The organism is Pseudomonas sp. R25(2017), from assembly GCF_002112565.1.
GTDB classification, from domain to species: Bacteria; Pseudomonadota; Gammaproteobacteria; order Pseudomonadales; family Pseudomonadaceae; genus Aquipseudomonas; species Aquipseudomonas ekonensis.
Map to the genome: position 1 here is coordinate 1 of NZ_NEHZ01000018.1, position 18,960 is coordinate 18,960.

Consider the following 18,960-nt stretch of genomic DNA (forward strand, 5'->3'; position numbering starts at 1 on the left):
CCCGAAACCGACCCCACGTCCCCCTACGAATCCCCCGACTCGCGCAAGCTCAACGAAGCCGCCGAGCGCGCCCTCGACCATTACCTCAACCCGATTGCCCTCCCCGACCCCACTCTGAAGATCAGCAAGCTCTACGCCATCGCCCCCGCCGCCGACAACGAGGAACTGCTGGCCGACGCCTGCGAGACCCTGACCTCGGCCAAGGTCATGGCCAACAACTTTGCGGGGCTGCTGGACGGCCAGCACCGGCATACCGCGCAAGGCATCGCGCAGCTGATCATGCTCGGCGAGCTGGCGGTGAACCGGGTGCTGGACAGCCTGGAGCTGAAAGCCGCCGCCGCCCTTTGACCAAACGCACCCCCTTGTGGGAGCCAGCCTGCTGGCGATGGCGGTGGGTCAGCCAACATCACATTCGACTGACCCACCGCTATCGCCAGCAGGCTGGCTCCAGGGTTCGCGGTAGGCTGAAACAGGCTTCGTGCATGCAGCCGGTCATCGGAAATCACCCTCCCCCTGTCAGATCTGACAGTGGTCAAACACCCCTGCGCAGTCCCTAATTCCGGTCAACGACCCGCCTGCACATCCATGCCCACCTCGGCAAGGAGCTGACCATGACCGCCTTGCGTTCCTACTTGCCCGCCCCGCTCACCCTCGTCGGCAACGCGCCCGGTTTCGGCGTGCTGGCCCTGCAGCCGTTGTTCATCGCCGGCATGACCCGGCCGATCACGGACGGCGACGGCGGCATCAGCATTGCGGTGGTCAGCGACCATGAGCAAGGGGTGATGTTCGTCATCGACCCGTGGATCTCCATGGCCGAAGGCGACACCGTGGATGTCTTCCTTGACCAGAGCGTGGTCTATCACCAGGTGGTGACGGCGAACGACGTCAATCAGCGGCTGTTCTTCTTCGTCGCGGCCGCCCGCTTCGTGCCGGGCTGGATCGAGGAGTGCTATTTCCTGCTGCACCGCGCAGGGGAAGCGGCACCGGACGATCCCTCCGTGCCGCTGCGCTTGCGGGTCAAGCTCGACCGCCCGGCCGGCATCGACAAAGAGCCGCACAAGCCCGGCCACTCGGAGCTCAAGATTGTGCAACTGCCCCAGGAGGTGATCGAGCAAGGCGTCGATGCCGAGTGGGCCGCCAAGGGCGTGCCGATGACGATCCAGCGCTACCCCAACATCGCGTTGCGCGACACGATCCAAGTGAAGTGGGGCAGCGTGTTCCTGGCACCGCTGGTGCTGATGCAGGCCCACGTCGACGGCACCTTGCCCATCGTGGTGCGCGCCGAGCAGGCCGACATCCTTGCCGGCGGCGACAGCTCCGCCCTGCTGATCGCGTATGAGGTGTACGACGAGGTCTGGAACTATTCGGAAAAGTGGTCGCTCACCACCACCGTCGACGTCGAGGCCGGTGCCTCGCGCCTGGAAGCGCCGATCATCAGGGAATCGTTCAATGGCGTCATCGACCTCAAACAGCTCAACCAGCAGCCCGTCACCGTGCAGATCCACGTGCGCACCGAAGACTTCGCCGTCGGCGACACGGTGACGATGACCTGGACCGGCACACCGCTGAGCGGCAAACCGCTGGTTCACACGCAGTCGACGGTCATCGACAACGTGCCGAGCATTCTCGAACTGCGGGTTCCCTACGAAGAGGTGCGGGCACTGGTCAACGGCTCGGTGGATGTGTTCTACATGCTGACCAAGAAGGACGGCCAACCGCCGCTGGCCTCCAAGCACACCTTCGCCAACGTGATCGGCGATGTGTACGCCCACCCTGCCCCAGTGGTGCGCGAAGCGGTGGGCGATGTCCTTGAGCCGGGCGTGAACCACGCCACCGTCGACATCCATTACCCCGGCATGGCGGACGGCGACACTGTCGAGCTGATCTGGGAAGGCACCCTGGCCAACGGCGCGCCCTATGTGCACACGGAGCAGTACGACATCAGCCGCAACGACGCCGTGGCGAAACGTGTCACGCTGTATGTCATGAGCGAGCACATCGGCTTGCTGGTCAATGGCCGCCTGGATCTCTGGTACCGGGTGACCAACGACACCGCAGCCTACGGCACGAGCGAGTCCGAACACCTGCTGCTGAAAGTGCAGGCGATTCCGGCGACCTTGCCGGCGCCAGACGTGCCCGAGGCCATCGAGGGCGTTCTCGACCCGGCCAGGGTGTACGAAAAGGTGACGGTGCGGGTCGGCTACACCGGCACGGTGAAGGACGACATCCTGACCTACTACTGGACCGCCGTGAGCGCCGACATCAGCACCAGCGACTGGCTGCCCATCACCACCGTGTCGGCCGGCAAGCCGGTGAACTTCCGGGTGGACGCCCGCTTCGTCACGCCCAGCATCGGCGAGTACGTGAAGATCCGCTACACCCTCAAGCATGCGGCCACCGGGCTGCTGAGCTATTCGGCCACGTATGAGCTGCTGATCGGGCAGTTGGTCGGGGAGCTGCCGCCGCCCGACGTGATCCAGGCCGACGGCGACAGCCTCGACCCGATGAAGGCGCTGGGCGGGGTGGATGTGGCGGTGGCGTACGCCAACATGGATCCGGCGCTCGACACCATCGCCCTGAAGTGGCGCGGCACACCCGGCGCCGGTACGTCGGAGGACCTGGAACTGCCGGCCGACGCCAGCGGCCGGGTGCAGTTCCATCTGCCGGCGTCGGTGGTGGGGCCCAACATCGGCCGGCCGGTGGCGGTGACCTATGACGTCAAGCGCTACAACTTCTGGACCACCTCGGAGCTGCTGACGCTCAACGTGCTGCGGTTCCAGTCACCGGAAACCGAGCTGCCGCGCCCGGAGGTGCCGCAAGCGGTCAATCAGGTGCTGGATCTGATGGAATTTGCCGGCGATCCGGATGTACAGGTCAAGGTCTGGCCTTACATCGCGCTTGAGCAACGTTTGTGGCTGCGCCTGGAAGGCAAGGCGCTGGACGGCAGTGATTACCGCATTGTGTTGCTGGACGGTGCGCTCATCACCACCGGACAAGTCAGCGCCGGTCTGAAGGAAACCCTGCCCCGTTCCGAGCTGCTGAAACTGGATCACGCTTCATCGGCGTCGGTCGTGTGCAAGGTGACGTTCGACGGCGACGTGCAGGAGCACACCGCCATTGAGTTTCCCCGGCTGAACCTGACGATCCGCACCCGCTACGACTACCTGACGCCGGCGATCACCCGGGTCACCGACCAATGGGGCACGGTGGCGAACGGCGGCGTGACCTACAACGACCAGGTCACCGTGACGGGCACGGCGACCCGTGGGCAGAAAGTGGAGATTCTCGACGGGGCCAACTCCTACGGCTCGGCGGACGTCGCCCCGGGCGGCACCGGTTCGGAAGGTGTCTGGAGCAAGGTGCTGAACAACCTGACGGTCAAGGCCTATCACCTCACCGCCCGGGCGCTGTATGACGCCAACCCGGTGACCAGCCCGCCGTGGGCGTTCACGGTGGCCGTCGCCAACAAACCGGTGATTTCCAACGTCACCGATTCCCTTGGCAGCGTCGCCAACGGCGCCACCACCTATGACCGGACCGTTACCGTCAGGGGCACGGCCAGCCCGAGCCAGAAGGTGCGGCTGCTCGACGGCACGCAGGCGCTGGGCGAACCGCTTGCCAACGCTCAGGGCGACTGGAGCCACGTCGTCAACGGGTTGACCGCCAAGGCGTACAGCCTGACCGCCCTGGCGCTGTACGGCGACAGCCCGGTGTCCGCGCCGCCGCGCACGTTCGTGGTGGCCGAGCACGTTGCCCCGACGCTCACCTCGGTGAGGGATTCGAACGGTGAAGTGCCGAATGGCGGGCGGACGACCCGAACGACCGTGACCCTGCAAGGCAGCGTCACCCCCAATCACGAAGTGCAGATCCACGACAACAATGTGCCCAATCACACGGTGCGGGCCGTGGGAAATATCTGGAGCACCACGCTGAATGTGGCCTTGGGCGCGCACTCGATCACGGCCAAGGCCGTCAGCACCGGGCAGGTGTCCAATGCGCGGAGCTTTACCGTGGTATCGCCGTTGAACTTCAACACCAGTCCGGTGACGTTGAGCGGAAAGTGCTACATCCTGCCGCAATACCCCCAAATATTGCCGGCGTTTGGCGGGGGAACATCCGTGCACTATCAGGCTTCCGGCGGCCTACCGCCCTATACCTACAGTTCCAGCAACCCATCAGTGGCGGTCGTTGACTCAACCGGATATGTGACGGTCAGGGGCCGTGGCCAGGCCAGCATTACGGTACGCGACACAAGCAACCAGTCCTTGAGTTACACGGTGTCGGTTTCCGGGGTCATTCATTGCATCCTCGTCGGAAGGGGGAGATGGGGCGAAATGGAACAAGCGGCGAGCAATGCGGGAACCCGACTGCCCAACCTTGGAGAACTGCGGGAATTGAGTTCGATTTTTGGCCGCAGATGGCCTGGAGACGCGTATTACAGCGGTTGCTGGTCGACAGACAATAGCAATGCCTTTTGGCCGCTGGGTGGCAAGCACGTGCTGTCCATCATCACGGGTGAGCAATGGTCGGTCGGAACCTATCCCTATGCAGGAGGAGCCAATGGCGTAGGCCTCAAATGACGACAGTCCCCTGAGGAATAGTCGACAGACACAGTCGGAAACCCGCTGACCCAGGCATTCGGGAAAGCGGGTTTGCCGTTTCAACTTCCGCTTACACCGTATCCACCTTCAACGAATGATCATTCAGCATCCCGTTGATGATCGTCGCCGTGTCCGCCCCGCCCGCGATCACCCCGCCCGCCCCCGGCGTCACGCCGTAGTGGCTGGCCAGGTTGACGCCGGCCAAGTCGATGGTCTGGTTCGGCGTGGCGCCGGCCATGGCGCTCACATCGATGGTGGTCACCACCGACGCGCCGCTGCCGGTGACGGTGAAGTGCAGGTAGTCGTCCAGCGACGCCGCCGTGCCGTTCTCCCCTTGCAGCAGTTGCGACAGGTCGAGCTTGTCGGTGCCGGGGGTGAAGTCGGTGACGGTGTCGTGGCCGCTGTTGCCCTTGAGCCACTGGAAGGTGTCGGCCCCCGGTCCCCCGGTGAGGGTGTTGTTGCCCATCCCGCCGATCAGCAGGTCGTCGCCGCCCCCGCCGTTGAGGATGTCGTTGCCCAGGCCGCCGTTGATGACGTTGCTGTTGCTGTCGCCGGTGAGGGTGTCGTTGAAGTTCGAACCCACGAGGTTTTCGATGCCGGTCAGGGTGTCCGTCCCGGCGCCCACGGTGTTCTGCGCACCGAGCAGGCTCAGGTTGACCGTCACCCCGGCGGTGGCGTGGGCGTAGCTGGCGGTGTCGATGCCGCTGCCGCCGTCGAGCAGGTCGTTGCCGGGCCCGCTGTAGAGCAAGTCGTTGCCGGCGCCGCCGTGCAGTTCGTTGTTGCCGGAACCTGCGGTGAGCACGTCGTTGCCGTCGCCGCCGTTGAGGATGTTGTCGCCGCTGCCGGCCACCAGCACGTCATCGCCCGAAGTGCCGGTGAGGGTGTGGCCGTCCTGGTAGCTGATGGTCACGTTGGCCGTGTCGTTGCCGCCGTGGTTGTCGTTGGCGGTGTAGGTGCCGTGGTAGTCCGGGGTGGTGTTCTGGGCCCCGGCGTAGTTCACGGTCATGGTCAGCTGGTAGTTCTCCGCCGCGTTGGCGTTGCCGCCGCTGGTGTTGGTGATGTTGGTCAGGTGGATCTGATAGGTGCCGTCGGCGCCGGCGGTGATCGTGCCGCCGTCGGCGATGCTGACGAACGCCCCGCCGTTGAGCGAGTACTCCATGGTGATGTGCCCGGCCGCCAGGTTGTGGTCCAGGTTGAGGGTCTCACCCTGTTTCAGCTTGATGGTGATCAGGTCCTCGTCGTTGGCGTTGGCGTTGGTCACTGCGCCCAGGTAACCGCTGACCACCAGCACGGCGGTCATGGTCGCGGCGTTGGCGGCGAACGAATTGCGCACGTCGGCCAGGCTCTGGTTGGCGGCGGTGTTGCTGGTGCCGGAGAAGTTGATGGCGCCTGAGCCGGTGAAGTCCGCGCCCTTGGCCACCCAGCCGGTGTTGAAGCTGGTGGGCGAGGCGTTGAGGGTGTCGCCGTCCGGGTCGCTGTCGTTGGCCAGCAGCAGTTCCCCCGGCACCACGATGTTGCCCGACAGCACGTTGGTGATGATGTGGTCGTCCACCGCCACCGGCGGCGAGTTGGGGATCACTTTGACCGTCAGCGTCGAGCTGGCGAGGTCGCCGTCGTTGTCGCTGACGGTGAAGCCGATGTTCTCGGTGATGACCGTGGTGGTGGTCTTCTGCGAGGTGTAGCTGTAGTCGCCGGAGTCGAGGTTGATCACCAGGGTGCCGCTGTTGTTGGTGGCGATGCTCAGGGTGTTGTTGACCGTGTTGAAGGTGCCGTGGTTGGTGCCGCCGCTGAAGGTCAGCGAACCCTGGCCGCTGTTGGCTTTGGGGTCGTAGGTGTAGGTGGTGCCGTCCACCACGATGGATTTGATGAAGCCGCCGTCGGCGCCGAACGTACCGCCCTCGCCCAGCAGGGAACCGGTGACCGGCGCGCCCTGCACGGTGCCCGACAGCACCGAGTTGAGCTGGTTGAGGTCGGTGACCACCACCGCGTTGGTGTCGGTGTGGCTGATGCCGTCGTAGGCCAGCGGATCGAGGTTGGCGTTGCTCACGCCGTTGCCCAGGCCGATGGCGTAGTTCTTGATGTTGTTGGCGTCGAGGAAGGCCTTCAGCGCGGCCTCGTCGGCGGTGCCGATCTCCTGGCCGGTGGTGGGTTTGCCGTCGGAGAAGAAGTAGCCGACGTTCTGCGCCCCGGTGAGTTTGCCCGAGGTGTTGAACGCCGTCTGCAGCATGGCCACGGCGGCGTCGTAGTTGGTGCCGCCGCCGGCGCTGAGGCCGGCCAGGATCGTCTTGGCGGTGGCCACGTCGACCCACACTGAGGTGCGGTCGGTGGCGCTGCTGCTGAAGGTGACGAGCTGCACTTTCACGTCGCCCAGGTCGTCGTACTTGTCGAGCAAGGCGCTGATCGCCTGCTTGGCCAGGTCCAGCCGCGACAGGCCCGGCACGCCGGAGGCGTCAGCCATGCTGCCGGAGATGTCGAGCACGATGAGGATGTTGGAGTCGATCTCCACCGCCGCCACCGAGCGGTCGGATGCCACGGCCTTGGGCACGTCGTCGACGATGTTGACCACGATGGTGCTGGTGGTGGAGTTGCCCAGGGCGTCGGTGGCCTTGTAGGTGAAGCTTTCGCTCAGCACGTTCGGCCCGTCGTTGGCGTTGGGCGTGGTCTTCGGCGCCGACGTCAGGGTGTAGGTGTAGGTGCCGTCGGCGTTGAGCAGGATCTGCCCGTAGGTGCCGGTGCCGCTGCCGACCAGGGTGTAAGTGATCGCCCCGCTGCCGCCGGTGACCGAGCCGACCAGGGTGCCGGACATGGTTTCGCCGGTGTTGCCCGGCTCGCTGCCGGTGACCGTGCCGGCGGCCAGGTCTTGGCCGTCCTTGGTCAGGTCGAGGGCTTTTTCGTAGACGGTCACATCCTGGTCGACCGACGCCTTGAGGTTGGAATCGGCGACGTTGATGGTGATCGTGGTGGTGCTCTCGTCGCCGTCGGTGTCGCGGATGGTGTAGGTGAAGGTGTCGGTGGCGCCGGGCGGGCTCACCGAGTTCGGGTTGCTGTGGTAGACCGCGTTGCCGGCGGCGTCCAGGGTCAGGTAGCCGTAGGTGCCGTTGATGTTGCTGTTGAGGCCGCCGATGGCCGAGGTCGACGTGTTGCCGCCGGCCCGCACGCCCACCACGGTGGCCGCGCCGTCGGCGCCGCTGACGTCGTTGCCCAGCACGCTGACGTTGACCGTGCCGCCCTCCGCCACCGAGCCGGTGTCGGGTTTGGCGGTGGGCAGGTCATCGATGATGTTGACATTGATCTGCCCGCTCGCGGTGCTGCCGTCGCCGTCGGTGGCCACCACGTTGAAGTTCTCGGTGAGGCTGTTGGCGCCGTTGGCGGTCGGGTGGGTTTCGTTGTCCACCAGGGTGTAGCTGTAGCTCACGACGCCGGTCGCGGCGTTGAAGCCGGTGATGGTCAACGTGCTGCCCAGCGGCGTGGTGACCGATTGCGGGAAGCCTGCGGCCACGCCGTTGGTGACCACGGCGATGCCGCCCACGGTCAGGGTTTGCAGACCGTCCGGGGCCGTCACGGTGAAGGTGCCGCTTTGGGTCAGCGCGGAGGCGTTGGGGCTGCTGCCGTCGCTGAGGTTCTTCTCGTAGACGGTCAGTTCGCCGCCGTTGACGTCGAGGCCGTTGAGGGTCACCGGATCGTCGTTGTTGTGGATGTTCAGCACGAGATTCGCGGTGCTGGTGTCGCCGTCCGAGTCGGTAATGGTGTAGGTGAAGGTCTCGGTGCCGTTACCGCCGCCATGCAGGTTCTTGAAGTCCGGATCGTTGGTATTGAGGGTGTAGGTGTAGGTGCCATTGGCGTTCAGCACCAAGGTGCCGTAGGTGCCAGTGAAGGTGCCCGCCGTGATCGGGCCCGCGTTGGGGCCGGTCGGTACGCGGTCGGCGCCTTGCACGTCGTTGGTCAGCACGTTGCCGGTCAGGGTGAGGTTGGTTTCCGAGGCCGTGCCAGCGTTGGAGTCGTTAACGCCCTTCGGCAGGTCGTCGATGATATTGACGTCGAGGGTTGCGTTGGCCGTCGTGCCGTTGTCGTCAACGACAGTCACGGCGAACTGCTCGGGCAGGTTGTTGGCGCCATTCGCGTTCGGATGGGCTTCGTTGTCGACCAGGGTGTAGCTGTAGCTGACCACGCCGGTCGCGGCGTTGAAACCGGTGATGGTCAGCGTGCTGCCCAGCGGCGTGGTGACCGATTGCGGGAAGCCTGCGGCCACGCCGTTGGTGACCACGGCGATGCCGCCGACGGTCAGCGTGGTGACGCCGTCCAGTGCGGTGATGGTGAACGTGCCGCTTTGGGTCAGGGCCGCCGAGTCAGGCGCGCTGCCATCGCTGAGGTTTTTCTCGTAGACGGTGAGTTCGCCACCGTTCACGTCCAGGCCGGAGATGATGACCGGGTTGTCGTTGTTGTGGATCTGAAGCACGAGATTGGCGGTGCTGGTATCACCGTCCGAGTCGGTGATGGTGTAGGTGAAGGTTTCGGTGCCGTTACCGCCGCCATGCAGGTTCTTGAAGTCCGGATCGTTGGTGTTGAGGGTGTAGGTGTAGGTGCCATTGGCGTTCAGCACCAAGGTGCCGTAGGTGCCAGTGAAGGTGCCCGCCGTGATCGGGCCGGCGTTGGGGCCGGTCGGTACGCGGTCGGCGCCTTGCACGTCGTTGGTCAGGACGTTGCCCGTCAACGTCAGATTGGTTTCCGACGCGGTGCTGGCGTTGGAGTCGTTAACGCCCTTCGGCAGGTCGTCGATGATGTTCACATCGAGGGTCGCGTTGGCCGTCGTGCCGTTGTCGTCCACCACCGTGACGGCGAACTGCTCGGGCAGGTTGTTGGCGCCATTGGCGTTGGGATGCGCCTCGTTGTCGACCAGGGTGTAGCTGTAGCTCACGACGCCGGTCGCGGCGTTGAACCCAGTGATGGTCAAGGTACTGCCCAGCGGTGTGGTGACCGATTGCGGGAAGCCGGCGGCCACGCCGTTGGTGACCACGGCGATGCCGCCCACGGTCAGGGTGGTAACGCCGTCCAGCGCGGTGATGGTGAAGGTTCCGCTTTGGGTCAGCGCTGCCGAGTCCGGTGCGCTGCCGTCGCTGAGGTTTTTCTCGTAGACGGTCAGCTCACCGCCGTTCACGTCCAGGCCGCTGATGGTCACCGGATCGTCGTTGTTGTGGATGTTCAGCACGAGATTCGCGGTGCTGGTGTCGCCGTCCGAGTCGGTGATGGTGTAGGTGAAGGTTTCAGTGCCGTTGCCGCCGCCATGCAAGGCCTTGAAGTCGGCATCACTGGGGTTGAGGGTGTAGGTGTACGTGCCGTTGGCGTTCAGCACCAACGTGCCGTAAGTCCCGACGAAAGTCCCTGCGGTGATCGGCCCGCTGCTTTCCCCGACCGGAACCCGGTCGGCGCCCTGCACGTCGTTGGTCAGCACGTTGCCCGTCAACGTCAGATTGGTTTCCGAGGCGGTCGACGCGTTGCTGTCATCCACGCCTTTCGGCAGGTCGTCGATGATGTTGACGTCCAGCGTGCCGTTGGCGGTGGTGCCGTTGTCGTCCACCACGGTGACGGCGAATTGCTCGGGCAGGTTGTTGGCGCCGTTGGCGTTCGGATGCGCCTCGTTGTCGACCAGGGTGTAGCTGTAGCTCACCACGCCGGTGGCGGCGTTGAACCCAGTGATGGTCAAGGTGCTGCCCAGCGGTGTGGTGACCGATTGCGGGAAGCCGGCGGCCACGCCGTTGGTGACCACGGCGATGCCGCCCACGGTCAGGGTGGTAACGCCGTCCAGCGCGGTGATGGTGAACGTGCCGCTCTGGGTCAGGGCCGCCGAGTCCGGCGCGCTGCCGTCGCTGAGGTTTTTCTCGTAGACGGTGAGTTCACCACCGTTCACGTCGAGACCGCTGATGGTCACCGGATCGTCGTTGTTGTGGATGTTCAGCACCAAGTTGGCGGTGCTGGTGTCGCCGTCCGAGTCAGTGATCGTGTAGGTGAAGGTTTCGGTGCCGTTGCCCCCGCCGTGCAGGGCCTTGAAGTCGGCATCGCTGGTGTTGAGGGTGTAGGTGTAGGTGCCGTTGGCGTTCAGCACCAACGTGCCGTAAGTCCCGACGAAAGTCCCTGCGGTGATCGGCCCGGTGCTTTCCCCGACCTGAACCCGGTCGGCGCCCTGCACGTCGTTGGTCAGGACGTTGCCGGTCAGCGTGAGGTTGGTTTCCGAGGCGGTCGACGCGTTGCTGTCATCCACGCCTTTCGGCAGGTCGTCGATGATGTTGACGTCCAGCGTGCCGTTGGCGGTGGTGCCGTTGTCGTCCACCACGGTGACGGCGAATTGCTCGGGCAGGTTGTTGGCGCCGTTGGCGGTCGGGTGCGCCTCGTTGTCGACCAAGGTGTAGCTGTAACTCACGACACCGGTCGCCGCGTTGAAGCCCGTGATGGTCAGCGTGCTGCCCAGCGGTGTGGTGACCGATTGCGGGAAGCCGGCGGCCACGCCGTTGGTGACCACGGCGATGCCGCCCACGGTCAGGGTGGTAACGCCGTCCAGCGCGGTGATGGTGAAGGTTCCGCTTTGGGTCAGCGCTGCCGAGTCCGGTGCGCTGCCGTCGCTGAGGTTTTTCTCGTAGACGGTCAGCTCACCGCCGTTCACGTCCAGGCCGCTGATGGTCACCGGATCGTCGTTGTTGTGGATGTTCAGCACCAAGTTGGCGGTGCTGGTGTCGCCGTCCGAGTCGGTGATGGTGTAGGTGAACGTTTCCGTGCCGTTGCCCCCGCCGTGCAGGGCTTTGAAGTCGGCATCACTGGTGTTGAGGGTGTAGGTGTACGTGCCGTTGGCGTTCAGCACCAACGTTCCGTAAGTCCCGACGAAAGTCCCTGCGGTGATCGGCCCGGTGCTTTCCCCGACCGGAACCCGGTCGGCTCCCTGCACGTCGTTGGTCAGGACGTTGCCGGTCAGCGTGAGGTTGGTTTCCGAGGCGGTCGACGCGTTGCTGTCATCCACGCCTTTCGGCAGGTCGTCGATGATGTTCACGTCCAGCGTGCCGTTGGCGGTGGTGCCGTTGTCGTCCACCACGGTGACGGCGAACTGCTCAGGCAGGTTGTTCGCGCCGTTGGCGTTGGGATGCGCCTCGTTGTCGACCAGGGTGTAGCTGTAGCTCACGACGCCGGTCGCGGCGTTGAAGCCAGTGATGGTCAAGGTGCTGCCCAGCGGTGTGGTGACCGATTGCGGGAAGCCGGCGGCCACGCCGTTGGTGACCACGGCAATGCCGCCCACGGTCAGGGTGGTGACGCCGTCCAAAGCGGTGACGGTGAACGTGCCGCTCTGGGTGAGCGCCGCCGAATCAGGCGCGCTGCCAAGGGACAGGTTCTTCTCGAACACCGTCACTTCGCCCCCTTCGACGTTCAATCCGCCGATGACGACGGGATCGTCATTGTTGTGGACCTGCAGCACCAGGTTCGCCGTGCTGGTGTCGCCATCGGCGTCCCGCAGGGTGTAGGTGAAGGTCTCGGTGCCGCTGCCGCCGCCGTGCAGGTTCTTGAAGTCGGCGTCGCTGGTGTTGAGCGTGTAGGTGTAGGTGCCGTTGGCGTTGAGCACCAAGGTGCCGTAGGTGCCGACGAACGTGCCGCTCACCACCGGCCCGCTGTCGGGGCCGACGGGGATGCGGTCGGCGCCCTGAACATCGTTGGGCAGCACATTGCCGGTCAGGGTGAGGGTGGTTTCCGAGGCGGTCGAGGCATTGCTGTCGTCCACGGCCTTGGGCACGTCGTCGGTGATGTTGACGTCCAGCGAGCCGGTCGAGGTGTCGCCGTTGCTGTCCCCGGCCACCACGGTGAAGTGTTCGCCGAGGCTGTTGGCACCGTCGCCCGATGCATGGGTCTCGCTGCCGTTGAGGGTGTAGCTGTAGGTCACGGTGCCCGTCGCCGGGTTGTAGCCGATGACGGTCAAGGTGTTGCCCAGCGGCGTGGTGACCGACTGCGGGAAACCTGCGGCCACGCCACCGACGATCACGTTGATGCCGCCGATGCTCAGGCTGGTCAGGCCGTCGGGAGCGGAGACCGTGAAGCTGCCGGTCTGGGTCAGCGCCCCCGGATTGGCGGCGGAGCCGTCAGGCAGGTTGGCTTCGTTGACGGTCAGTTCGCCCCCCGGCACGTCGAGGCCGCTGAGGGTGACGGGATTGTTGACCGGCGGCACGACCGGCGCCGGGGTGTTGTCGCCGTTGTCGATCACGGCGTTGTGGCGCTCTTCGGGAAACTCGGGAATGCCGCCGAACCCGGCGGTGGGGAAACCGATGATCGGATCGACCCGCCCGCCCACTTCGGTCAGCAGCACGAAACTGTGGCCGCCGCCCAGCTCGCCGGGCGCACCGCCGGTCGCACCCGGGCCGGCCGCGGTGGCTTCAGCGGATTTCGTCGGATCTTCGCCGGCGGCGATGGCTTTCTGGATCTGCTCGACGTCGGTCAGCTGCGCTTCACTGGGGGTCAGCGCTTCCGGGGTGTCGACATGGGTGGCCTGATGGGCCAGTAACTGGCCGGTCATGGTCAGGCTGCTGTCGCGGCCCAGCGTCAGTTCCTGGCCGTTCTGCAGGTGCACCGCCACGGCGCCTTCGGCCCCCGTGACCAGCTGATCGCCGGCGTAGAGCCGGTCGCCTTCGACCAAGGCGCGACGGCTGCCGTCGCCCCCCACCGCAAAAACCTGACCCACGACCTTAGTGACGATCCCGATGAGCGTTGCCATGTGCATTTCCTCCGCTGCCGACCACCGTCGGCGCTGGTTCGCGAAGCAGCCCATGGCTCAAGCGGGTTGCCGGGGCGACGCTCTCGCACCTCGGCAGTTCGTTTCGCAGGTCGCGCAGGACCGGGAAATGTCAGTGCCCTCAAGCACTTGTGATCCCTGATCACTGCAGCACGCCCACTAGCGCTACGTAACGGTGGTGAATCACCCGAGTGACAAAAAACTGTCGCCCATTGACCGCTACGCGTCCCTCCCCTTTAGCAGTACTTCGCCGTATGTCGCAAAGTGAGTGGAACTTTCCTCAAGCCTTTCTGTGCTCCCTAAAGCTCATAAAACAAAGGCTTTCGAGAGGAACAATGTGCCGGTTTCGGCCAAGCGCATAAGTTTTTTTCGGCATAACCCATATGAAAAATTTTTCTTAGCTACGCTTCAGGATGTTCTTAGCTCTGTTGTTAAAGAGATGAAACGCTTTTTACAACAAAAATCGTCAATAAATTGGCGACAGTGAAACACCATCAGGACTCAGGGAGATGTAAACCATGCGCGTATTGACCCCCCTCTGCAGTGCGGTTTTGCTGGCCATGGCTTGCACTTCCCAGGCTCAGGCCATGAACCTCACCGAAGCCATCCAGAGCACCATCGCCACCCACCCGGAACTGGCCTCGCGCGTGGACGCCCGCCTGTCCGCGGATGAGCAGGTGAAGGTCGCCAAGGGCGGCTTCTACCCGTCGGTGGACCTGAACGCCGCCTACGGGCGCGGCTACAGCGACAACACCAATACCCGGGCCTTCGGCAACCACCACACCGAAATCCTCAACTACACCCAGTCCGAACTGCGCCTGCGGCAGATGCTGTTCGACGGCTTCAACACCGCCAACGAGGTCGAGCGCACCAAGGGCGTGTCCAACTCCCGCGCCTACTATGCGCAAGGCACCGCCCAGGACCTGGCCCTGCGCACCATCGAGGTCTACCTCGAAGTGCTCAAGCGCCGCGAACTGGTGACCCTGGCCAAGAACAACCTGCAGGCGCACCTGCGGGTCAACGACCAGATCGGCCTGCGCACCGAACGCGGCGTGGGCAGCACCGCCGACTCCGACCAGTCGGTGGCCCGTAAGGCGCTGGCGCAGAACAACCTCGACACCGCCGAGGTGGACCTGGCCGACGCCGAGTCGAACTTCTACAGCGTGGTCGGGCGCATGCCCGACGAGCTGGAGGCCCCGCCCTCGACCCGCGGCGAGATGCCCGCCGACCTGCGCGAGGCCCAGCAGAGCATGGTCGAGAACAACCCTTACCTGAAATCCGCCCAGGCCGACGTGCAATCGGCCGAGAGCCAGTACGAAGTCGCCAAGTCGCCGTTCTACCCGCGCTTCGATGCCGAAGCCGCCGTGGGCGCGAACAACAACGTGCAGGGCGACGAAGGCCACGACAACGAATGGCGCGTGGGCGTGGTGATGAACTACAACCTGTTCCGCGGCGGCAGCGACAAGGCTCGCCTGGCGTCCGACGCGCACCAGATCAACCAGGCGATGGACATCCGCAACAACGCCCTGCGCCAGCTCAACGAGAACATCCACCTGGCGTGGAACGCGATGGTCAACGCCAAGAAGCAGACCCCGACCGCCCGCGAATACGCCGAGACCACCAAGCGCGTGCGCGCCGCCTACCAGGATCAGTTCGGCCTCGGCCAGCGCACCCTGCTCGACTTGCTCGACAGCGAAAACGAGCTGTACAACGCCAACCGCCGCTACACCGAGATCCGCTACACCGAAGAGTTCTCGATGTACCGGGTGCTGGCGAACATGGGCCAGTTGCTGAGCAAGCAACGGGTGGTGCTGCCCGCCGACGCAATCGCCGCCACGGAAGTGAAGAACGAGGCGCGTCTGCCCGAACTGAAGTAGCTCGTCTGAAGTGATTCGCTGCGGCGAGGGCGCTTGCTCCCTCGCCGCAGGTCATCGGCCCTTCATCAAGGGGAGCGATCGGTATGACCAGCATGGAACCCGGCAACACCGGGATCGATCCGCGGCTGAGTTTCGACGACCCGTTGCTCGACGGACTGTTGATCCTCTGCAAACTCCACGGCGCCATCGTCAGCCGCGCCAGCCTGAGCGCCGGCCTGCCCCTGGACAAGCAACGCCTGAGCCTGGACCTGCTGCCCCGCGCAGCGGCACGGGCCGGTCTGCAGGCGCGCCTGCTGCGCCGTGAGCTGAAGGACATTTCCCCGCTCAACCTGCCGGTGCTGCTGCTGTTGAACAACGGCCGCACCGCCGTGCTGCGGCGCCTGGCCGACGACGGCAAGGCGCTGATCCTGCCCAGCGAGGCCGACGGCGGCGAGCAGTGGGTCAGCCACGAAGAGCTCGCCGGGCACTACAGCGGCCAGGCCCTCTTCGCCCGGCCGCGCCATGAGCTGGAAGACCTGCGCTCGCCGCTGGTGCCGCGGGTGCAGGCGTGGTTTCGCGACACCCTGAAGCTGTCGAAATGGCTGTACAGCGACGCGGTCCTTGCCAGTTTCCTGATCAACCTGCTGGGCCTGATGGTGCCGCTGTTCGTCATGCAGACCTACGACCGCGTAGTGCCGAACCAGGCCACCTCGACCCTGTGGGTGCTGGCCATCGGTCTTTTGATCGGCACCGGCTTCGAACTGGTGCTGAGGGTTGTGCGCGCGCACCTGCTGGACACCGCCGGCAAGAAGACCGACGTGATCCTGTCCGCGACCCTGTTCGAGCGCATCACCGGCATGGCGATGAAGGCCAGGCCCGCGACCATCGGCGGGTTTGCCCAGAGCATCCACGACTTCCAGGGCCTGCGCGAATTCCTCACCGCCGTCACCCTGACCAGCCTGATCGACCTGCCCTTCGTGGTGCTGATGCTGGCGGTGATCGGCCTGCTCGGCGGCTGGCTGGTGGTGATTCCGCTGGCGGCGTTCCCGGTCACCATCGTGTTCGCCCTGGTGATCCAGGCCCGCCTGCGCGACACCGTGCAGAAGAGCCTGAGCCTGGGCGCCGAGCGCCAGGCGCTGCTGATCGAGACCCTCGGCGGCCTGGAGACCCTCAAGGCGTGCAGCGCCGAAAGCGAGCGCCAGCACAAGTGGGAAAGCACCCACGGCGCCCTCACCCGCCTCGACAGCCATGCGCGCAACCTCTCGGCGCTGGCGACCAACGGCACGCTGTTCATCCAGCAGTTCTCGGGGATGGCGACGATCGTCGCCGGGGTCTACAGCATCATCGCCGGCAACCTGAGCGTCGGCGCGCTGGTGGCCAGCTACATGCTCGGCAGCCGTGTGCTCGCGCCGCTGGGGCAGATCGCCGGGCTGATCACCCGCTACCAGCAAGCGCAGCTGACCATGAAAAGCACCGACGCCCTGATGGCCCTGCCCCAGGAGCGCGACGGCAAGCAGCGGCCCCTGGAGCGCACGCAACTGCAAGGCGCGCTGGACGTCAACGGCGTGACCTTCCATTACAACGGCCAGAACGCCCCGGCCCTGAACCACATCAGTTTCAGCCTCAAGCCCGGCGAACGGATCGGCATCATCGGCCGCAGCGGCTCGGGCAAGAGCACCCTGGCACGGCTGGTGATGGGCTTCTACGAGCCCGGCGAAGGCCAGCTGCTGCTCGACGGCCTGGACCTGCGCCAACTGGACGTGGCCGACCTGCGCCAACAGGTCGGTTACGTCGCCCATGACCTGCCGCTGCTGGCCGGCAGCCTGCGCGACAACCTGACCCTCGGCGCCCGCTACGTCAGCGATGCCCGGATGCTCGAAGTGGCCGAACTGACCGGCGTCACCGAACTGGCCCGCCAGCACCCGCAAGGCTTCGACCGGCCGGTGGGCGAGCGCGGGCAACTGCTCTCCGGCGGCCAACGCCAGGCGGTGCTGCTGGCCCGGGCGCTGCTGCTGGATCCGCCGATCATGCTGCTGGACGAACCCACCAGCGCCATGGACAACAGCAGCGAAGACGCCCTGCGCCAGAAGCTCCACGAACAGGTGCAAGGCAAGACCCTGCTGCTGGTCACTCACCGCACCTCGATGCTGAGCCTGGTGGACCGGTTGCTGGTGCTGGACAACGGCCGGATCGTCGCCGACGGTCCGAAGGAAGCGGTCATCGATGCGCTGCGCAAGGGCCGGGTCGGCTCGGCCGCGGTCTAGGAGTTGCCCCATGTCTGCTTCTTCGTCTTCAAAACAGCGCGGCTACTTCGACAGCTTCGGCAAAAGCGCCGAGGCCGAGTTCATGCCGGAAACCGCCGGCGCCTCGCTGCAGGATTCGCCCAGGGCCTCGCGCATCACCGTGTGGCTGGCGGCGGCGCTGCTGATCAGCGCGCTGGTGTGGGCCAGGTTCGCGGTGCTCCAGGAAGTGACCATGGGCGAAGGCAAGGCGATCCCGTCGAGCAAGGTGCAGGTGATCCAGAACCTGGAGGGCGGCATCGTCACGGAAATCTTCGTGCGCGAAGGCCAGATGGTGAACAAGGGCGACACCCTGCTGCGCCTGGACGACACCCGGTTCCTGTCGAACAAGGGCGAAAGCGAGGCCGACCGCTATGCGCTGATGGCCCAGGTCGAGCGGCTGTCGGCGGAGGCCGAGGGCCGGCCGTTCACGGTGTCCGCCGAAGTCAGCGGCAAGGCCCCGCAGGTGGCCGAGGACGAACGCTCGCTGTACGAACAACGGCAGCGGCGACTGGCCAGCGAACAGCGCACTCTCAGCGAGCAACTGCGGCAGAAGACCCAGGAACTGGCCGAGTTCCGCTCCAAGCAAGGGCAGTTCAGCTCAAGCCTGGCGCTGGTCAATCAGGAGATGAACATGTCCGAACCGCTGGTCAAGACCGGCGCGGTCTCCCCGGTGGAGATCCTGCGGCTCAAGCGCAGCGCGGTGGAGATCCGCGGCTCGCTCAACGCCACCACCCTGGCGATCCCCCGGGCCGAATCGGCCATCGCCGAGATCCGCAGCAAGATCGACGAATCGGAGCAGACCTTCCGCTCCGAAGCGGCCAAGGAGCTCAACGAGAAACGCACCGACCTGTCGAAGATCACCGCGTCGAGCATCGCCATCGACGACCGCGTCAGCCGCACCACCGTGACCTCGCCGGTGCACGGGGTGATCAAGCAACTGAAGGTCAACACCATCGGCGGCGTGGTGCAGCCAGGCAGCGACATGGTGGAGATCGTGCCGCTGGAGGACAACCTGCTGATCGAGGCCAAGGTGCGTCCGCAGGACGTGGCGTTCCTGCATCCGGGCCAGAAAGCCATGGTCAAGTTCAGCGCCTACGACTACACGATCTACGGCGGGCTCAGCGCCAAGCTGGAACTGATCGGCGCCGACACCATCACCGACGACAAGGGCAACAGCTTCTACCTGATCCAGGTGCGCACCGACAAAAACCATTTGGGCGGGGACGTGAAGCCACTGCTGATCATCCCGGGGATGGTGGCGACGGTGGACATCATCACCGGCGAGAAAACCGTGCTGGACTACCTGCTCAAGCCGGTGCTCAAAGCCCGGACCGAGGCGATGCGCGAACGCTAGTGATTATCCGGAATTTGTGCTGATAGGCATGGCCTCATCGCTGGCAAGCCAGCTCCCACAGGTTCAGCGCCGGGCTCGGACTTTGTGTTCGACGGGACACTGTAGGAGC

General features: G+C 65.2%; 6 protein-coding genes. 5 read left to right on the top strand and 1 reads right to left on the bottom strand.

The features are described 5' to 3' along the window. Both CAG31_RS21545 and CAG31_RS21550 read left to right on the top strand, forming a co-directional pair. Window positions 1-348, top strand: a 348-nt coding sequence (locus tag CAG31_RS21545; protein ID WP_085584942.1) for a DUF6124 family protein, incomplete at its 5' end; no start/stop codon positions are given. A 263-nt stretch (window positions 349-611) separates the two neighbouring features. Continuing rightward, window positions 612-4,580, top strand: a complete 3,969-nt coding sequence (locus CAG31_RS21550) for an Ig-like domain-containing protein (RefSeq protein WP_085584944.1) — start codon at window positions 612-614, stop codon at window positions 4,578-4,580. 91 nt (window positions 4,581-4,671) lie between these two features. Here the strand turns inward: CAG31_RS21550 and CAG31_RS21555 are convergent, their stop codons facing one another. Beyond that, window positions 4,672-13,341 carry a retention module-containing protein gene (locus tag CAG31_RS21555; RefSeq protein WP_085584946.1) on the bottom strand — a complete coding sequence of 2,890 codons (8,670 nt, stop codon included), beginning with the start codon at window positions 13,339-13,341 and terminating at the stop codon, window positions 4,672-4,674. A gap of 536 nt (window positions 13,342-13,877) precedes the next feature. Between CAG31_RS21555 and CAG31_RS21560 the strand changes: the two genes are divergently transcribed. From CAG31_RS21560 to CAG31_RS21570, 3 genes are all read left to right on the top strand, one after another. Continuing rightward, window positions 13,878-15,236, top strand: coding sequence for a TolC family outer membrane protein (locus tag CAG31_RS21560; RefSeq protein WP_085584948.1), 1,359 nt, complete (start codon window positions 13,878-13,880; stop codon window positions 15,234-15,236). 83 nt (window positions 15,237-15,319) lie between these two features. Continuing rightward, window positions 15,320-17,479: a type I secretion system permease/ATPase gene (locus CAG31_RS21565; protein WP_085584950.1), complete on the top strand. Its 2,160-nt coding sequence runs from the start codon at window positions 15,320-15,322 to the stop codon at window positions 17,477-17,479. A 10-nt stretch (window positions 17,480-17,489) separates the two neighbouring features. After that, on the top strand, window positions 17,490-18,851 hold the full coding sequence (locus tag CAG31_RS21570; protein ID WP_085584952.1) for an HlyD family type I secretion periplasmic adaptor subunit: 1,362 nt from the start codon (window positions 17,490-17,492) through the stop codon (window positions 18,849-18,851). Window positions 18,852-18,960 lie beyond the last annotated feature (109 nt).